Origin of the sequence: Citrobacter sp. T1.2D-1, from assembly GCF_950098555.1 — a bacterium.
Taxonomy (GTDB): domain Bacteria; phylum Pseudomonadota; class Gammaproteobacteria; order Enterobacterales; family Enterobacteriaceae; genus Citrobacter_A; species Citrobacter_A telavivensis.
The window spans coordinates 1-19414 of record NZ_CATNHH010000007.1 but is presented as its reverse complement, the minus strand read 5'-3'; the positions used below and the strand labels follow the sequence as shown (position 1 = coordinate 19414).

At 53.8% G+C, this 19414-nt stretch carries 12 protein-coding genes, 1 rRNA gene and 1 pseudogene; 4 read left to right on the top strand and 10 right to left on the bottom strand.

The window, feature by feature from the left end:
* Positions 1–43: 43 nt before the first annotated feature.
* On the bottom strand, positions 44–2884 hold the full coding sequence (locus tag QQZ17_RS08430; protein ID WP_152401365.1) for an autotransporter outer membrane beta-barrel domain-containing protein: 2841 nt from the start codon (positions 2882–2884) through the stop codon (positions 44–46).
* A 109-nt stretch (positions 2885–2993) separates the two neighbouring features.
* Positions 2994–3539, bottom strand: coding sequence for a hypothetical protein (locus QQZ17_RS08425; RefSeq protein WP_152401363.1), 546 nt, complete (start codon positions 3537–3539; stop codon positions 2994–2996).
* Between the two features lie 926 nt (positions 3540–4465).
* Between QQZ17_RS08425 and pepE the strand changes: the two genes are divergently transcribed.
* Positions 4466–5155 (top strand): dipeptidase PepE, encoded by a 690-nt coding sequence (gene pepE / locus QQZ17_RS08420; protein ID WP_152406237.1) that lies wholly within the window; start codon positions 4466–4468, stop codon positions 5153–5155.
* Positions 5156–5253: 98 nt separating this feature from the next.
* On the opposite strand, the gene QQZ17_RS08415 is transcribed toward pepE, so the two are convergent.
* Positions 5254–6885: a Na/Pi cotransporter family protein gene (locus tag QQZ17_RS08415; RefSeq protein ID WP_152401361.1), complete on the bottom strand. Its 1632-nt coding sequence runs from the start codon at positions 6883–6885 to the stop codon at positions 5254–5256.
* Positions 6886–6942: 57 nt separating this feature from the next.
* On the opposite strand from QQZ17_RS08415, the pseudogene QQZ17_RS26395 reads away from it, so the two are divergent.
* Positions 6943–7023: pseudogene (locus tag QQZ17_RS26395) on the top strand (hypothetical protein); the annotation flags it as partial.
* 129 nt (positions 7024–7152) lie between these two features.
* Here the strand turns inward: QQZ17_RS26395 and QQZ17_RS08410 are convergent.
* Both QQZ17_RS08410 and metH read right to left on the bottom strand, forming a co-directional pair.
* Positions 7153–7554 (bottom strand): hypothetical protein, encoded by a 402-nt coding sequence (locus QQZ17_RS08410; RefSeq protein ID WP_152401359.1) that lies wholly within the window; start codon positions 7552–7554, stop codon positions 7153–7155.
* Between the two features lie 130 nt (positions 7555–7684).
* A complete protein-coding gene (metH, locus tag QQZ17_RS08405) occupies positions 7685–11368 on the bottom strand; it encodes a methionine synthase (RefSeq protein WP_152401357.1) in 3684 nt (1227 codons plus the stop codon).
* A gap of 193 nt (positions 11369–11561) precedes the next feature.
* Here metH and iclR point away from each other — a divergent pair, with 193 nt between their 5' ends.
* Positions 11562–12386: a glyoxylate bypass operon transcriptional repressor IclR gene (iclR, locus tag QQZ17_RS08400; RefSeq protein WP_152401355.1), complete on the top strand. Its 825-nt coding sequence runs from the start codon at positions 11562–11564 to the stop codon at positions 12384–12386.
* Between the two features lie 112 nt (positions 12387–12498).
* On the opposite strand, the gene aceK is transcribed toward iclR, so the two are convergent.
* The 4 genes from aceK to metA form a co-directional block, all read right to left on the bottom strand.
* Positions 12499–14223, bottom strand: a complete 1725-nt coding sequence (gene aceK, locus QQZ17_RS08395) for a bifunctional isocitrate dehydrogenase kinase/phosphatase (protein ID WP_152401353.1) — start codon at positions 14221–14223, stop codon at positions 12499–12501.
* Between the two features lie 102 nt (positions 14224–14325).
* Positions 14326–15630 (bottom strand): isocitrate lyase, encoded by a 1305-nt coding sequence (gene aceA / locus QQZ17_RS08390; protein WP_152406236.1) that lies wholly within the window; start codon positions 15628–15630, stop codon positions 14326–14328.
* A gap of 158 nt (positions 15631–15788) precedes the next feature.
* Complete coding sequence (gene aceB, locus QQZ17_RS08385; protein WP_152401351.1) at positions 15789–17390, bottom strand: malate synthase A; 1602 nt, start codon at positions 17388–17390, stop codon at positions 15789–15791.
* A gap of 267 nt (positions 17391–17657) precedes the next feature.
* Positions 17658–18587 (bottom strand): homoserine O-acetyltransferase MetA, encoded by a 930-nt coding sequence (gene metA / locus QQZ17_RS08380; protein WP_152401349.1) that lies wholly within the window; start codon positions 18585–18587, stop codon positions 17658–17660.
* 156 nt (positions 18588–18743) lie between these two features.
* Here metA and QQZ17_RS08375 point away from each other — a divergent pair, with 156 nt between their 5' ends.
* Positions 18744–19199: an acetyltransferase gene (locus tag QQZ17_RS08375; protein ID WP_152401347.1), complete on the top strand. Its 456-nt coding sequence runs from the start codon at positions 18744–18746 to the stop codon at positions 19197–19199.
* Between the two features lie 92 nt (positions 19200–19291).
* Here QQZ17_RS08375 and rrf read toward each other — a convergent pair.
* Positions 19292–19407, bottom strand: a 5S ribosomal RNA gene (gene rrf, locus QQZ17_RS08370).
* Positions 19408–19414: the final 7 nt, after the last annotated feature.

Here is a 19414-nt window from a genome sequence, read left to right as displayed (position 1 = left end):
CGGCTATGCCGGAGGATATTGATTTAACGATTAATCAGCGCAATCAGAAACTGTAGCGGATGCCCAACTGGCCACTGTAAGGCGTCTCGATATGTTGGCCTTTTTCGTAGCTCACCTCTCCCCAGGCGGACCACCGATCGTTCAGTTTTGCTGTCATCCCCAGGCCGTATTTACCGCTTGTGCCAGACAGATCGTTGGTAAACTTCTCGGTGTGGTTAATAACGACATCATTGTTCTTCATAAACTCATGGCGAACAGCCAGTCTCGCGTAAGGCTGTAGCATTGTCCCATCCGCCAACGCCACATTCTTACCGAAGGTTAACCCCGTTTCCCCTTTCAGAGACCGGGTTGCATCCGCTTTAACCGACATGCCGCTGTCGAGTTTGTAATGGGTTCTGTCCCCCATAAACCACGATGCCTGAATGTACGGTTCTACAAACCAACTCTCCAGCGCAATATGCTTCCCGGCTTCGACAGACAGGCCGCCGCCAACGGTATTATCTTTCGCATGTGTGCGTCCGCCGTTGAAGTAAGGGTTATTCTCAGTGCGGAAATAGTTAGCTTTCAATACGCCATCAACGTAATAACCGCTGTTGTGTAACCAGGTCGTATACAGCCCGATGCCATAACTGTCGGCTTTACCATTTGTGCTGGATGCGTCGAGATCCGCACGCGTATAAGAAGTCATACTGCCCACAATGAATGCGCTATCTTCCAACGCAAAACGCGTATCACCGCCGAACATCACGCCATTCACATCCTGACGGTAACCTACGTGCTCTGTGGATACACGGTAGCGGCTACTGATATATTTGCCCCAGACGCCATTTTCATGGTCACGCATCTGACGAATTTCACCGAGACGTGTCCGCAGCGTTGTCAGCTCAGCATCCCATATGGTGGGGGTCACATTCGCCATGGCAATCACCGCTTTAGCGCTTTCTGATAAATCCGGTTTTACCTCTGGTTCTGGAGTCGGAGAAGGGCCTGGGCCTGGATCAGGGTTGGGGCCTGGCTCTGGCGTATTCGCTTGTGGCGACAGATACCAGTTGTCTTTGTCGCTGTCAGCGCCGTGCACCAGATAGTATTTATATGCGCCAAGATCGACGCTGCCGTTTGTCATCGCAAACGTATTGGCCACACTCCCGTTCGCATAAATCAGATGGTAAGGCGCAGCAGCGCGACTACGTAACTCACTTCCTGAATCCTGCACTGTGACATTAAATTGCCCGCTGACAGATTCAGAAACATTCAGAAAATCGCCTGTGCCACCGGATAAATTGGTGTTCATGACGAAAGTACCGTTACCCTCAAGCGTGGTGAGTTCCAGACGGTTAAACTGCCCCGCCGTGTGACCCTCTGACGCGCTAAAATTGACCACGCCATTGTTCGTTAAGGCTTTAATCGTAGCGACGGATTCGGTGGTGTCAGCATTGTGTTTCAGGTAGAGAACCGATGAAGGGCTTTGTAAGTCCACGGCGGCAGCCCAGGCCCCCTTGCCCAGATTTCCTGTCCAGTCATGTACGCTTCCCCCTTCCATCGTCAGCGAACCCTCTTCTACCGTCAGCGCGTCAGTTGAGTAACCGCCATAGGCAATCAGGCTGCTCCCGCCATTGCGAAGCGTTGTGTTCGAAATATGCCCCCGCGCGAGCACCTCCTGGCGTCCGCCATCAACGACCGTGTTACTGGCTTCACCGTACCAGGCGAGCTGCTGGAGGCCTCCGGCATGAACGGTTGTATTGGTCGCGTTGGCGCGAATACCGCCCGTCCAGCCTTCCTGCTCAACCCAGCTTCCACCGGACCAACCGCCTTTCTGACCATTAACCAGTTGCGTGCCGTAGACCTGCGTCCCGTCGGCATTACCGGTTTGAATTCGTTGCAACCCTCCCGCATGAATGGTGGCGTCCTTCGCCTGTTGTCCGTTGACGCGCACTGTTGAATTGCTGTCGGAAATCCAGTCTCCACCACTCCATTGACCGTCTACGCCAGTGATCACCTGCGTACCATAAACCTGCGCATTTTCTGAAATTCCGGAGGTAATCGTTTGTCGCGCGCCCGCATACACCGTGGTATCCCGGTCAGCGACGTATTCAGCGCCTTTTCCGCTATAAACCTGCTGGAATGCGCCGTTATACAGGAATGTGTCCAGAGCCAGCCCGCTGGCAAGCTGATAGCTGCCCGCGCCAATATGAGAGTTTTTCGCGGTCCCGCTATAAATAATCTGCTGGCCGCCATTTTGCACAATCGTATCTTCAACCAGCGCGGTGCTGGTGACAGAAAGCACCTGCGTGCCGCCATCAATGAGGTTCGCCTGGGCATAGCCACGCCCACCCACAGTCTGTCTTCCGCCTGTTTTCACCACGGTGTCATAGGCTTCGGAATCGCCATTCAGCGTAAGGGCGCCGTTATTTTCAACCAGCGTATGGAAGGCTTTACCACCACTGTTCAGTTGTAAAACCCCCGTTTCAATATTCCCTTTGCTATTGGTGTATTCGCCTTTAACCGTGGTATTCACCGCTTCAGAACCCGCAGCATCATAAATACCGTCGCCGATATTAAGCTGAACAGAGTTTAACGTATTGTTGTAACTGTACGACTCATTTAATAACGTCACGACCTGTTTGGAATATGCGGGGTTAAGCAGGACGATTTCCTGGTTCGCAATATATTTTTTGTCTTTGATGGAAAAAGTGGAATAGCCTTTTTCCCACGTTTCTTTCACCCAATCCCAGTGATTGGTATAGTCCGGATTCGACGTCAGATCGCCCGGCATCGTAGTTGTTTGTACGGGAGGATAAGGCGTGGGGAGCGTTTCTGCCGCCGCAAGCGGATACGCCGTTAAGCATAATGCAGGGAAAAAAGCATGGTAAAAGACGCGTTTCATATCTAAATCCATAGTTAATAAAGTCCATATTTGACGAGCACTTCTCTGCGGCTTATGAAAGTGTCATGGGCCGGCCGAAGAAAAGAAAACTGATTTTTGAGCGTGTTATTCAGTTCGGAATAAGCAGATGTTCGAGTTTCTTTACTTTAAATTTACGAGCAACAGTGGTTTTCCATCCTTGCAAGGTGGAATAGGCGCGGCAATGTTTCTCCTGCAAATAACTCATACTTCCGCCTTCAAGATAATGTCGCAGAAGCAAAACATCTCTTGAGGAGAGCCGACAGGCTGGTCCCGGGAATGACCACACGATTTGACGCCCCGTCGCGACAGTGTCCAGACCGCGGATGATATCGTTAACAGAACAACGCGATTCAAAGATTGCGCTAACAGCCTGACATTTCAGGTGCCAGAAAAAAGCCAGTGGCATGAGTCGTTGGCTGGAAATAATGATCAGCTGATAACCACTCTTACTCAATTGAGAGAATGATCGAAAGAAACTCTTTAATGTGTAGCTATTAAGGTGAATAAACAGGTAGTCTGAGCCGGAATGAGAATTAATCAATTTCCTGGACAGAACGGAAATTCCCCTGGAAAAATAAAAATCATTTTCAGGCCAACTGGCGATATGGCACTTCTTTACATATTCCTTTGTCATACAGATTATGCTCCCTATATCAAGGACAGCCCGTTCATTTATTCTTAGTAGGGAGTCTGTTATCCGGCGAGATTATTTATTCTGACATAGTCCGGCACGCCCACTCTGTTGCTGTCGGTATAATATTGATTCAACCAGAATAGTACATGAGCAATATTGATTGTCAAACCTGATCGATAGAACAAAACCAATAGACAAAGACTATTACTGGAGAAATATCGATCGTTGTAATCGATCTTTTTTTCGGAATTTACCTTACTGATTGTAGGTAAAACAAAAAGATACATAAAATTAAATTTTTGGTAAAATTCCCATATTTCAGCTAGTTACGTAAAATTATATATTCGAAATGAAATATTTAGTTACACAAATATGAAAATTGCTTGCATGGCACCATCCAGACGATACCTCCCCTTCAGACACCGGATTCGAGGCTTCAGAGGGGCGAGCGAGCGCCGTATGCCTTTTCCACTTAATGCCCGTCTTTTCCTGGTTAACGCTATGACAGAGCCGCATTTTGACTGTCTTATTAAATAGAACATTTTCTAAATTTTAAAATAAGAACCCCTTTTAACCCTCAGGAATATTGAATAAAAAACATCAGCAATAATAAATATAAAACCGCTAAACGCTATTCTGCATTTACCGTATTAAAAATAGTTATCATTTTCAAACTTAAATATTGGAAATGTCTCGCGCTGTTTAATGCGTCTGTCGCGCCTGTTTCATCGCAAATTAGCGAGAAAATCGTCCGACAGTGAATACCGGTCAGTGCTGATGAATGCGCCAGGAACCGGGCGCATCGTTAAAACACGGCTTTGCCTTTCCGCAATCCCCTTCCAACATCGTGAGCCATGTCAGTAAGACGCTACACTGTCAGTGGTACATTATCGCGTTTTGTAATTTTCTGATTTTACGGAGAAATGATGGAACTGCTTTTATTGAGTAACTCGACGTTGCCAGGTAAAGACTGGATGGAACACGCGCTGCCGCTGATTGTGGAACAGTTGAATGGTCGCCGCTCAGCGGTGTTTATTCCCTTCGCAGGCGTGACCCAGACCTGGGATGAGTACACGGAAAAAACGGCAGCGATTTTCGCCCCCATGGGCGTCAGGGTGGTGGGCATTCACAGCGTCGCCGATCCGCTGGCAGCAATTGAAAATGCGGAAGTGGTGATCGTCGGCGGAGGGAATACCTTCCAGTTGCTGAAAGAGAGCCGCGAACGCGGATTGCTGGCGCCGATGGTTGACGTGGTAAAACGCGGTGCGCTGTACATCGGCTGGAGCGCGGGTGCGAACCTCGCCTGCCAGACCATCCGCACCACCAACGACATGCCGATTGTCGATCCAAAAGGTTTCGATGCGCTGGGCCTGTTCCCGCTACAGATTAACCCGCATTTCACCAACGCGCTGCCGGAAGGTCATAAAGGCGAAACGCGTGAACAGCGTATTCGCGAGCTACTGGTTGTCGCGCCAGAACTGACGGTGATCGGTCTGCCGGAAGGGAACTGGATTAAAGTGAGCAAAGGCCAGGCGGTGCTTGGCGGCCCGAACACCACGTACGTGTTCGAAGCCGGTAAAGATGCGGTTGCCGTTGAGGCAGGTCACTGCTTTTAACCGACGTTGCCGGATGGCGGCGTAAACGCCTTATTCGGCCTACAGATTGCGCTCACTGTAGGCCGGATAAACGCCGCGCTATCCGGCATTACCGCCGGTTAGTAATCATCCCGCTCATCGTCTTCGTCCGGCTGTTCCAGCACGCTGTAGGCCACAGAACAGAACAGCGAGTTCAGACGCTGCATATCGCCCAGTAACCCCAGGTGCAGGGAACTGGTCTCGATGCTTTGTACGTTTTGCTGATGCAGACGGTCTACGTGCGCATGCGAGTAACGACGGTTCAGGATCCGGAAACGATGTTTGCTACGACGCAACCGGCGGGCGCTGGTCACGTCGCCGGAGAAGAACACCGACATCGCCAGTTGCAGATTGCTGAGCAGTTGGTCATAGAGCGCATCCAGCTCTTTTAACCCCTCAATCGAAAACGCCCGACGCGCCGCCAGCGACTTGTCGGCAATTTCACTGCCCATGCGCTCCACAATATCCGACGCCTGTTCAAGGTTGAGCGACATCTCAATAATCTCCGCCCAGCGGCGCGACTCCTCCTCCGCCAGTTCCTCTTTCGGCATTCGCGCCAGGTAGAGCTTAATGGCGGTGTAGAGCACGTTAATGTCATCCGCCATTTTGCGCAGCTCTTTCTCTTCACGCGGCTCGCCGTGCATCACCCTTTTCAGCCCTTCCATCATCTGTTCCATCGCATCGCCGATGCGCAGCGCTTCACGGGCGGCATTGGCCAGCGCAAGGGTCGGCGTATCCAGCGCGCTAACGTCCAGGTGCTTCGGCTTGAGATGTGCATCCAGCTCCGGCTCGTCGCGGATGATGCGCTTACAGAAGCGCGCCATCGGCTCGGCAAAAGGAATCATCGCCAGGCAGCGCACCAGGTTGTAGAAGACGTGGAAATAGATCACCAGCTCGGATTTCGGCAGCGGTAATTCATCCATCAGATTCGCCAGTGGGTGTACAAACGGCAGAATAATCAGGCTGCCCACCAGCTTGAACAGCAGACTGCCGAGCGCGACGCGGCGAGCCGCGGCATTGGCCGCGCTGTTGTTGAGCATCGCCAGCAGGCCGGAGCCAAGGTTGGCGCCAATCACCAGACACAGCGCCACCGGGAAGGAGATGATCCCCGCCGCCGTCAGGGTGGCCGTTAGCAGTACCGCCGCCAGGCTGGAGTAACTGATTATCGCGAACATCGCGCCAATTAGCGCATCCAGCATGATATCGCCGGTCAGCGAGGCGAAAATCACCTGCACGCCGTTGGCCTGCGTCATGGGCGTGACGGCCTGGACAATCAGCTCCAGCGCCAGCAGGATCAGGCCAAGGCCGATACCCACCCGCCCCAGTTGCCCGGCGCGTGACTGTTTACGGCCGAGGAAGAAGATCACGCCGATAAAAATCAGCAGCGGCGACAACCATGATAAATCGAAGGTGAGAATACGCGCCATCAGCGCGGTCCCCACGTCAGCGCCGAGCACAATCACCAGCGCAGGCGTCAGCGCGACAAGATCCTGGGCGACAAACGAGGTCACCAGCATGGTGGTGGCGTTACTGCTTTGTACCAGCGCAGTGACGCCAATCCCCGCGCAGAAGGCGAGCGGTTTCTTTTCAACGCTACGGCTCAGAACGGTACGCAGGCGAGCGCCAAACACCCGCATGACGCCAGTACGAACAATATGGGTACCCCAGACCAGCAGGGCGACAGCAGAAAGCAGGTGGAGCAAAGTTAACACGGAATCAGGTACTCCTTATTGTTATAGGTTCCCGGGACTCATGGCGCCCGCATCATGCCTGATGACGCTGCGCTTATCAGGCCTACAAATAAGCCCGGTAGGCCGGATAAGGCGCATACGCCGCCATCCGGCAAGTAACGTTCATGAGCCTTCTTCCAGTATAAGGGTTTAAACGCAAGAAAGAGACAGGGTGCCCGGTGAGCACCCTGTTAGTTGTAAGGAAAGATGACAGTTTCGTGACATCCTGTCGGAATTTCCCCGCTCACGTCATGCCGAACGTCTGTGATACCACCATAGCGACCCCACTTTGCCGCATTCGGATAACAGAAATCCGGACAGCGCCAACGCTGCCGAATGGCTGCCGATGAGCGAGAAAAACAGGGGAAACAGTGAGACCGAGCAGGTCAGTGACGCAAAGCGTAAAACCTCCTGAATGCCCAGCAGGATATAATTCAATTTATCTTTAAACAGAAACAAATATGCGGTGTAGACGAGCGAAATCTTCATTAACAGGCCAACGAAGAAGACGATCTGGATCGCTGCGCCGGGTCCTTCACTCGCCCCAAAAGCGGAAAAGGTGTGGGTGAAATTAACCACATCCGAATAAAAGGGTACGTTGCCCTGACGCGTGGACAGCCAGAAATATGCGCCCAGCGCCAGCAGATCCATCAGCCCCCAGAATAAGAGAATTTTATTTCGGGTTTTGAACAGGCTAAACATGTTACATGGCCTCCGTTGCCATTACGTTTCCCACCAGCGCCGCTGAACGGCTGACGCTGACGGGAAACGCCCGGACCGATCAGTCGGCGTCATAGCCCAGGTTAGGGGCCAGCCAGCGTTCAACTTCAGAGACGCTCATCCCTTTACGGAAAGCATAGTCTTCTACCTGATCGCGCTGAATCTGCGCGACTGCGTAGTACTTGCTGTCCGGATGACTGAAGTACCAGCCGGAGACCGATGCGCCAGGCCACATGGCGAAGGATTCGGTGAGCTTCATACCGGTGTGTTTTTCCACATCCAGCAACTGCCAGATGGTGCCTTTCTCGGTGTGCTCCGGACAGGCCGGATACCCTGGCGCCGGACGAATCCCCTGGTAGTTTTCGCGAATCAACTCCTCGTTACTGAGGTTCTCGTTGGCCGCATAGCCCCAGTAGACCTTACGCACGCGCTCATGCAGGTATTCCGCGAAGGCTTCCGCCAGACGGTCGGCAAGCGCTTTCACCATGATCTTGTTGTAATCATCGTGCTGCGCTTCAAACGCATCGGCCAGCGCGTCTTCCTCCAGACCTCCCGTCACCGCAAAGGCACCGATGTAGTCCGCTTTACCGGACAGTTTTGGCGCCACGAAGTCAGACAGACAGTAGTTGGCAAAGCCCACTTTTTCGGTTTGCTGACGCAGATGATGACTGACCGTCAGCACGTGAGTACGCGTTTCATCGCGATAGATTTCAATGTCATCGCCCACACGGTTTGCCGGGAACAGCCCCACCACGCCGCGCGGATTCAGCGCCTTCTCCGCGCTCAGTTTATCCAGCATGTCGTTAGCATCGTTAAACAGGCGCTTCGCCTCGACGCCGACCACTTCATCTTCCAGAATGCGCGGATATTTCCCGGCCAGCGACCAGGTCATAAAGAACGGGGTCCAGTCGATGTAGTTACGCAGCGTTTCGATGCTGGCTTCGACCTCCTGCACGCCCAGACGATGCGCCACCGGCGGAGTATAGTTTTCCCAGTCAAACGCCAGATCGTTTTCACGCGCGGCCGCCAGTGTCACCGGCGGCGTACGCGGTTTCTTACGCCCATGCTGGATACGCACGGTTTCATACTCTTTGCGGGTACGGGCGACAAAGTCATCGCGCTGGGTGTCGGAAAGTAGCGCGGCGACCACGCCGACGGTGCGCGAGGCGTTCTGCACGTAAACCGTGGGGCCACTGTAGTTCTGCTCGATTTTCACCGCCGTATGCGCTTTCGAGGTCGTCGCCCCGCCAATCAGCAGCGGAATGGTGAAGCCCTGACGCTCCATCTCTTTCGCCACGTTGACCATTTCGTCCAGCGACGGGGTAATCAGCCCGGAAAGGCCGATCAGATCGGCATTCACCTCTTTCGCGGTTCTGAGGATCTTCTCTGCCGGCACCATCACGCCAAGATCGACGATCTCGTAGTTGTTACATTGCAGGACCACGCCAACAATATTCTTGCCGATATCGTGAACGTCGCCCTTCACGGTGGCGATCACCATTTTACCGTTGCTGGAGCCTTTCTCTTTGCTGGCTTCGATAAACGGTTCGAGATACGCCACCGCCTGTTTCATTACGCGAGCGGATTTCACCACCTGCGGCAGGAACATCTTGCCCTCGCCAAACAGGTCGCCGACGACGTTCATACCGTCCATCAGCGGCCCTTCAATCACTTCAATCGGACGGGCGGCCTGCTGACGCGCCTCTTCGGTGTCCTGCTCGATAAATTCGGTGATGCCTTTAACCAGCGAGTATTCGAGGCGTTTTTTCACTTCCCAGGTGCGCCATTCCGCCAGTTGGGCGTTGGCCGTCTCATCGCTCTTGCTGCCACGGTATTTCTCCGCCAGTTCCAGCAGTCGCTCAGTGCCGTCATCACGACGGTTGAGGATCACGTCCTCGACCGCGTCGCGCAGGTCAGCCGGCAAATCGTCGTAAATCGCCAACTGTCCGGCGTTCACAATCCCCATGTCCATACCGTTGCGAATGGCGTAGTAAAGGAACACCGCGTGAATGGCTTCACGTACCGGGTCGTTACCGCGGAACGAGAACGAAACGTTGGACACGCCGCCAGAGATCAGCGCATGCGGTAGCTCGCGTTTGATGTCTTCACACGCGCCGATAAAGTCCTGCGCGTAGTTGTTGTGCTCTTCAATCCCGGTCGCTACCGCGAAAATATTCGGGTCGAAAATAATGTCTTCCGGCGGGAAGCCCACCTCTTCGGTGAGAATCTTGTACGCACGGCGGCAAATCTCGATTTTACGCGCGCGGGTATCCGCCTGGCCCTGTTCATCAAAGGCCATCACCACTACCGCCGCACCGTAGCGACGCAGCAGCTTCGCGTGGTGGGTGAAGATCTCAACCCCCTCTTTCATGGAGATAGAGTTAACGATGCCTTTCCCCTGAATGCACTTCAGCCCTTTCTCGATGACTTCCCATTTTGAGGAGTCAATCATGATCGGCACACGAGCAATATCCGGCTCACCGGCAATCAGGTTGAGGAAGCGCACCATCGCCGCTTCGGCGTCGAGCATCCCCTCATCCATGTTGATATCGATAATCTGCGCACCGCTTTCGACCTGCTGACGGGCAACATCCAGCGCTTCATTGTATTTTTCTTCTTTGATCAGGCGCTTAAATTTGGCGGAACCGGTGACGTTGGTACGTTCACCGACGTTCACAAACAGGCTGTCGTCGCCAATATTCAGCGGCTCAAGACCGGACAGGCGGCAGGCGACGGGGATCTCCGGCAACTGACGTGGCGCCAATCCCTCGACGGCGCGGTTCATCGCCGCAATGTGTTCCGGAGTGGTACCGCAGCAGCCGCCAACGATGTTCAGGAAACCCGCTTCGGCCCACTCGCGGATCTGACCCGCCATCGTATCGGCGTCCAGATCGTATTCACCGAAAGCGTTGGGCAACCCGGCGTTCGGGTGTGCCGTCACGTAGCATTCGGCAATGCGTGAAAGCTCTTGCACATACTGGCGCAGTTCGTCCGGTCCCAGCGCACAGTTGAGACCGAAGGTAAGAGGCTCGGCATGGCGCAGGGAGTTATAAAACGCCTCCGTTGTCTGACCGGAAAGCGTACGGCCTGAAGCATCGGTGATGGTGCCGGAAATCATGATCGGCAGGTCGACGCCCAGCGCCTCCAGTTCCTCTTTAACGGCGAAAATCGCCGCTTTCGCGTTCAGCGTATCAAAGACGGTTTCAATTAAAATCAGATCACTGCCGCCTTCCACCAGCGCTTTGGTGGATTCGCGGTAAGCGGCCACCAACTGGTCAAAGGTGATATTACGGAATGCCGGATCATTCACATCCGGCGAGATCGACGCGGTCCGGTTGGTTGGGCCGAGAACGCCCGCAACATAGCGTGGTTTTTCCGGGGTGCGAGCGGTCCACTCATCAGCACAGGCGCGCGCCAGTTTCGCGGCGGCAAAGTTGATCTCCGCCGACAGGGATTCCATCTGGTAATCCGCCATTGCGATAGGAGTGGAGTTGAAGGTGTTGGTTTCAATGATGTCCGCGCCCGCGTCAAAATACGCGTTGTGTATGGCAGCAATCACCTCTGGCTTGCTAAGCACCAGCAGGTCATTATTACCTTTCAGGTCGCACGGCCAGTCGGCAAAGCGTTCACCACGGAAATCCTCTTCACTCAGACGGTAGCTCTGGATCATCGTGCCCATGCCGCCGTCCAGCACCAGAATACGTTCATTTAACTGCGCACGCAGTTGTTCAACTTTGCTGCTCACACTTGCTCCCGACAACGCTCAACCAGACCGAAAAAGTCAACAAAACATAGTGGCATAAACAGGGCTGACGGAAAAGCCAACAACGGGCAACATGAGACATGTTCAGCTTCACTCATCCGATCAGTACAAGTCTTCTTGCATTATAATTGAATAAAACGAAAATGATTTCCACGATACAGAAAAGGAGTCCGCTATGGTTGCACCCGTTCCCGCCAAACGCGGCAGAAAACCCGCTGCGACAACCGCCCCCGCTGCCGGACAGGTTCAGTCGCTGACCCGTGGCCTGAAACTACTGGAATGGATCGCGGAATCCAACGGCAGCGTGGCGTTGACCGAACTGGCACAGCAGGCTGGTTTGCCAAACTCCACCACTCACCGTTTACTCACCACCATGCAGCAGCAGGGCTTTGTGCGTCAGGTGGGCGATCTTGGGCACTGGGCGATAGGCGCGCACGCGTTCATCGTCGGCAGCAGCTTTTTACAGAGCCGCAATCTGCTGGCAATCGTCCATCCGATTCTGCGCAAACTGATGGAGGATTCCGGTGAAACGGTAAATCTGGCGGTGTTGGATCAGAGTGACCATCAGGCGATTATCATTGACCAGGTGCAGTGCACCCAACTGATGCGCATGTCTGCACCGATTGGCGGTAAGCTGCCGATGCACGCCTCTGGCGCAGGCAAAGCGTTTTTAGCGCAGCTGAGTGAAGAACAGGTAACCCAGTTGCTGCACCGCAAAGGGCTGCATGCGTACACCCACGCGACGCTGGTCTCCCCGGTTCATCTGAAGGACGACCTCGCCCAGACCCGCAAGCGCGGTTATTCCTTTGATGATGAGGAGCATGCGCTCGGTCTGCGCTGCGTGGCGTCGTGCATTTTTGACGAGCATCGCGAGCCGTTCGCGGCGATCTCTATCTCCGGCCCGATTTCGCGCATCACCGACGACCGCGTTACCGAGTTTGGCGCGATGGTGATCAAGGCGGCGAAAGAAGTCACGCTGGCGTACGGCGGGATCCGGTAAGCAAAATATCCCTAAGGGGCATTTTCGGTAGGGCTGATAAGCGTAGCGCCATCAGGTAGATCGGCGCATATTGCCGGATGGCGGCGTAAGCGCCTTATCCGGCCTATAGTAATCAGGTAAACCGTACGCTGAATCGCTGGCGACGGCGATAGGCGTAAACATCTTCCACATGCCCTTCGCGAATACGCATCTGTAGGCCGCGCCAATAGTCGGCGCTGAACAGGTCGGCGTGCATCTCCTCAAACAGCGGCCGGATTCGCGGGTCGGCGCACAGCCAGTGACGAAACTCCTCAGGAAACACATCGCCCGGCGACACGCTGTACCACGGCTCACCCGACAGCTCATCTTCCGGGTAGCGCGGCGGTGGGATATGGCGGAAATTCACTTCCGTCATGTAGCAGATTTCGTCGTAATCGTAGAACACCACGCGACCATGGCGGGTGACGCCGAAATTTTTGAACAGCATGTCGCCGGGGAAAATATTGGCCGCGGCAAGCTGGCGGATCGCGTTGCCATACTCCTCAATCGCATCCCGCAACTGCTGGCCTTCCACCTGCTCAAGCCAGATATTGAGCGGCACCATCCGCCGCTCAATATAAAGATGACGGATGACAATCTGCTCGCCAAGGTCAGTAATCTTTTCCGGCACTTCCTCAAACAACAGCGCCATCAGCGCCGGATCGATCTGGCGTTTGTCCAGTACGAAGTTTTCGAACTCCTGAGTATCCGCCATGCGCCCCACGCGATCGTGCTCTTTTACCAGTTGATAGCAGGCGCGTACGTGAGCGGCAGACATCTCTTTCTGCGGCGCGAACTTATCTTTGATAATTTTGAATACCCGGTCAAAGCCCGGCAGCGTAAAGACCAGCATCACCATCCCGCGTATGCCCGGAGCTTCAATAAACTGCTCATCGCAGTTGCGCAGATACAACAGATACTCGCGATAGCTCTCGGTCTTCGCATGTTTCTGACAGCCGATCGCCATGTATAACTCTGCCGTGGTTTTTCCCGGCAGGATCTCGCGCAGCCATTCCACCAGCGCGGCGGGCAGCGGCGCATACACCATAAAATAGGAGCGGGCGAAACCGAACACGATGCTGGCTTCTGCCGTGGTGGTCAGGCAGGTATCCACAAACAGTTCACCCTCATCGGTACGATGAATCGGCAGTAAAAAAGGCAGCGTGGCCGTTGGCGTGATGAGTTTGCCCACCAGCCAGGCGGCTTTGTTGCGATAAAACAGCTCGTTTGCCACCTGTAGACGACAGTGCTGCAAGGTCTCTTCGCCAAAGGTTTCGCGCAGATGCATGATGATGTAGCGAATATCTCGCCCTTTGTTCTGCCAGGGCAGACGCAGCGGCAGATCGCTAAGAATACGGGTGAGCAGCGGTTCCCATCCATGATCGGGGAAGAAATCTTTCGCCAGAGGACGCGGGATCGTCCGGAAACGGCGTTCCGGCTGGGAGCTAAAAATAAAGAGCCGCTCGGGAGTGAGCGAGCGGTGGTCAAATAACCGACAATATACGGAGTTAAAAAAACTCTCCGCAATCTCGAAGCGCGGGTAATCCGGCAGGAGCCCGGTGTAATGCTCTTTTACACGCAGCAAAAACGCGGCGTCGGTACTTTTGCCGCCAGTAATGCAGCGCAGTTGTTCCACCACCAGACCCACATGGTGATCGTAGAGGTGAATACGGCTTTTCATCGCCTGCTGCACGGCATGCCAGTCGGCCTGTTCAAAGCGCTGTTGCGCGCCGGAGGTCACTTCCAGAAATCGACCATACTGGGCGTCGAAACCTTGCAAAATCGTCTGAGCAATCAGTAACTCCAGGCCACGCGTCATCGCTTCTCCCCATCCGGCACAACGTCATGCCGGATGGCGCGTTCGCTTATCCGGCCTACATCCCTTCGTAGGCCCGGTAAGCGCAGCGCCACCGGGCATTAATCAGAACTGCGATTCTTCGGTCGAACCGGTCAACGCGGTCACCGATGATGCGCCGCCCTGAATGATGGTGGTGACTTTATCGAAGTAGCCGGTGCCCACTTCCTGTTGGTGAGAGACGAAGGTGTAACCGTCCGAGCCTGCGGCGAATTCTGGCTGCTGTACCTTTTCAACGTAATGCTTCATGCCTTCGCCCTGTGCGTAGGAACGCGCGAGGTCGAACATGTTGAACCACATGCTGTGGATACCCGCCAGGGTGATGAACTGGTACTTGTAGCCCATATCGGACAACTGTTGCTGGAAGCTGGCGATGGTCTTGTCGTCCAGATTCTTCTGCCAGTTAAACGACGGCGAGCAGTTGTAGGCCAGCAGTTTACCTGGATACTTCGCGTGAATGGCATCGGCAAAACGCTTCGCCAGTTCAAGATCCGGCGTGGAGGTTTCACACCAGACCAGGTCGGCATACGGGGCGTAGGCCAGACCACGGCTGATCGCCTGCTCAATGCCAGCATGCGTACGGAAGAAGCCTTCACTGGTACGCTCACCGGTAATAAATTCGCTGTCGTACGGGTCGCAGTCGGAAGTGATCAGATCCGCCGCATCCGCATCGGTACGGGCGATCACCAGTGTCGGTACGCCCATGACGTCAGCCGCCAGACGCGCAGCCACCAGTTTCTGAATCGCTTCCTGAGTCGGCACCAGCACTTTACCGCCCATATGGCCGCACTTCTTCACCGACGCCAGCTGATCTTCGAAGTGAACAGCCGCTGCACCGGCTTCAATCATCGATTTCATCAGCTCAAAGGCATTCAGTACGCCACCAAAACCGGCTTCCGCATCGGCAACGATCGGCAGAAAGTAATCCACATAGCGCGGATCGTTCGGTTCAATACCGCTGGACCACTGGATCTGATCCGCACGACGGAAGGTGTTGTTGATCCGATCCACCACTGCCGGAACAGAGTTTGCCGGGTAGAGCGATTGATCCGGATACATGCTGGATGCCAGGTTAGCGTCCGCCGCGACCTGCCAGCCCGACAGATACACCGCTTCGATGCCCGCTTTTGCCTGCTGCAACGCCTGGCCGCCGGTCAGCGCACCGAGGCTGTTGATGTAGCCTTTTTTTGATTCACCGTGCAGCAGGCGCCACATTTTGGCCGCGCCCAACTGTGCCAGCGTGCATTCCGGGTTGACCGAGCCGCGTAATTTCACCACGTCCTCCGCGCTGTACGGGCGACGGATGCCTTCCCAGCGCGGTTGTGTCCATTCTTTCTGTAATTCTTCGATCTGTTGGGTACGGGTTTTCATGTGCAGATGCTCCATATTATCTTCCTGGCTTCCCAGGCGTTATTGGTGAAGGCAGTTTGGTCACGGGCCTGCGCGCAAAAAACCGGAGCGTACTAAGAGTACGTGAGGATTTTGAGCACAGCCCAGGGCCAAAATGGCGAACAAAATAGCCTGGGCAATTAAGCCAGCAGGCGGTAGCCTGGCAACGTCAGGAAATCGATTAATTCGTCAGAGGTGGTGATTTGTTCCATCAGGCGCGCGGCATCGTCAAAACGGCCGCTGCTGTAGCGGTGTTCGCCCAGTTCGTCCTGGATGACCCGCATCTCTTCAGCCAACATCTGGCGGAACAGCGCCTTAGTGACCGGTTTACCATTGCTCAGGGTTTTCTCGTGATGGATCCACTGCCAGATTGACGTACGGGAGATTTCCGCCGTCGCTGCATCTTCCATCAGGCCATAAATCGGCACGCAGCCGTTGCCAGAGATCCACGCCTCGATGTACTGCACCGCAACGCGAATATTGGCGCGCATCCCCTCTTCGGTACGCTCGCCTTCACACGGTGCCAGCAATTGTTCTGCGGTAATCGGCGCGTCTTCATCACGGGTCACAAACAGTTGGTTTTTGTTCTCGCCCAACACCTCGTTGAAGACCGCCATCGCGGTATCCGCCAGACCAGGATGCGCAATCCACGTGCCGTCGTGGCCATTATTGGCTTCCAGCGCTTTATCCGCTTTCACCTTGCTGAGCACCTGATTGTTGCGTTCAACGTCTTTGCTCGGGATGAATGCCGCCATACCACCCATCGCGAAGGCACCACGCCTGTGGCAGGTTTTAATCAGCAGACGCGAATATGCGCTGAGGAAGGGCTTATCCATCGTCACTACCTGGCGGTCCGGCAGAACGCGATCCGGATGATTCTTCAACGTTTTGATATAACTGAAAATGTAGTCCCAACGCCCACAGTTCAGGCCGACGATATGATCGCGCAGCGCGTGCAGGATCTCATCCATCTGGAACACCGCCGGCAGGGTTTCAATCAGCAGTGTGGCTTTAATCGTGCCGCGCGACAGATTGAAACGATCTTCGGTATAGCTGAAGACTTCACTCCACCAGGCCGCTTCCTGCCACGCCTGCGTTTTCGGCAGGTAAAAATAGGGACCGCTGCCTTTAGCCAGTAATGATTTGTAGTTATGGAAGAAATAGAGAGCAAAGTCGAACAAGCTGCCGGGGATCGCTTCACCGCGCCAGGTCACATGTTTTTCCGGCAGGTGCAGGCCGCGCACACGACAAATCAGTAAAGCCGGATCGGGTTTCAATTGATAGATTTTGCCGGCTTCATTGGTGTAGCTAATGGTGCCGTTTACCGCGTCGCGCAGGTTGATATGTCCGTCGATCACTTTGCTCCATTCCGGTGCCAGCGAATCTTCGAAATCGGCCATAAAAACCTTCACATTCGCGTTCAGCGCATTGATAACCATCTTGCGCTCAACCGGCCCGGTAATTTCAACCCGGCGATCCTGTAAATCCGCCGGAATGCCGCGAATCTTCCAGTCATCATTTCTAATGGAAACAGTTTCCGAAATAAAATCAGGCAATATACCGTTGTCGATATCCTGCTGCTGCTGAATACGAGCCGCGAGCAGCTTATTGCGCTTTGCCGTAAAGCGCGCCACCAGTTCGGTAAGGAATTCGACCGCTTCAGCGGTCAGGATCTGCTTCTCTGACTCACCGTAAGGCCTGGTAAAGATCAATTCATCGGTAGTCGTTGCCTGTTGATTCATTCTGTAACTCCTCGTCATTGATAACAAAGCATTCCCAATGCGAACGAAGGATCGTTGTGCGCTTTTCGTTCAGCACAACTAAGACTACTCATTTCAAAATCAAAATCAAAAACAATTTCCATTTTTAATTAAATTATCAATTAACCTATTGATAACAATAAAAATAAAGTTTAATTACAAGATGAGGTGTATTTCGGAAATAAAAAAGCACCCGAAGGTGCCTGATTCAATATGCTGAAACGCTTTAGGATCGTCAGCGACAGACGATTAATCCAGCGTTGGATTCATGTGACGCAGATCATATGGTGTGATCTGATAGACGTAATAGTTGAGCCAGTTGATAAACAGCAAATTACCGTGGCTTCGCCAGGTGGCGCGAGGTTTGTTTTGGGGATCGTTTTTCGGAAAATAGTTGTACGGAATCTCTGGACTTAACCCGGCTTCCACATCACGGAAATATTCGCTGCCCAGCGTGTTAGCGTCATATTCCGGATGACCCGTGACAAACGCAATGCGTTTATCTTTACTGGCAAACAGGTAGGCATCACCATTCTCAGTCTCGGCGAGGATCTCAAGATCGGTATAGTCACGGATCAGCACAGCCGGGAAATCAGCGTAGCGCGAATGCGGGGCAAGGAATGAATCATCAAAACCCCGCGTCAGCAGTGCGTGAGGGTGAAGAATATGATGCTCATAAACGCCAGAGAGCTTGTCGGTGCGGGTCTGCTTCGGAATACCGTAGAGGATATTGAGTGCGGCTTGTACCGCCCAACAGACAAACAGCGTTGAGGTGACATGATCTTTCGCCCATTCCAGCACCTGTTTGATCTGTGGCCAGTAGGCAACATCATTGAACTCCACCAGACCCAGCGGCGCACCGGTGACGATCAGTCCATCGAAGTTCTGATCGCAGATATCCTCAAAGTTACAGTAAAAGTTGTTCAGGTGTTCGGCTGGCGTATTACGCGACTCACGAGCATCAATGCGCAGTAACTGAACATCCACCTGCAGCGGAGAGTTCGACAGGAGACGCAAAAACTGATTTTCCGTTTCGATTTTCTTCGGCATCAGGTTGAGGATTAGCACCTTGAGCGGACGAATTTCCTGACCTGAAGCGCGGGAAGTCGTCATGACAAAGACGTTTTCCTCACGCAAGAAATTGACGGCGGGTAGCTCGTCCTGCACGCGAATCGGCATAACCTGATAACCTCACTACATACGTTTAAACGTTTAGACATCCAGATAGCTGAAGATACCCAGAAATTACGCCAATGTCGAGTCTGCATGTTAAAGGTGAGAAAGTTTCACGACGACGGAGACGTTAGAATATAAGCATAACGAAAAGGAGAGAATATGGTTATTAACATCCGCCGATCCCAGCATGATGAAGGAGAAAAACTGATCGCGATCTGGTGTCGTTCGGTCGACGCCACTCATGATTTTCTGTCTAAAGAATACCGTATCGAGCTGGAGGAGTTAGTCCGCTCGTTTTTACCCGAAGCGCCTTTATGGGTCGCCGCTAATGAGCAGGATGAGCCCGTCGCATTTATGTTACTCACCGGGGATCATATGGATGCGCTGTTTGTTGATCCCGACGTTCGGGGCCGTGGCGTAGGTAAGCTGTTGATTGAGCATGCGCTTTCGTTAGCACCCGCGTTAACAACTAACGTGAACGAACAGAATGAACAAGCCGTTGGGTTCTATAAGAAGATGGGATTCTGGGTGGCGGGGCGCGCAGAGGTCGATGATCTTGGGCGGCCGTATCCGTTATTGCATTTACGCTACCACGGTGGCTCGCCCTGCCTGTAGGCCGGATAAGGCGAAGCCGCCATCCGGCATTTTCCGTGGTGCACAGACGCAAAAAAGCCCATCCGTCAGGATGGGCTTTTTCACTGTCTGATGCCTGGCAGTTCCCTACTCTCACATGGGGAGACCCCACACTACCATCGGCGCTACGGCGTTTCACTTCTGAGTTCGGCATGGGGTCAGGTGGGACCACCGCGCTACAGCCGCCAGGCAAATTC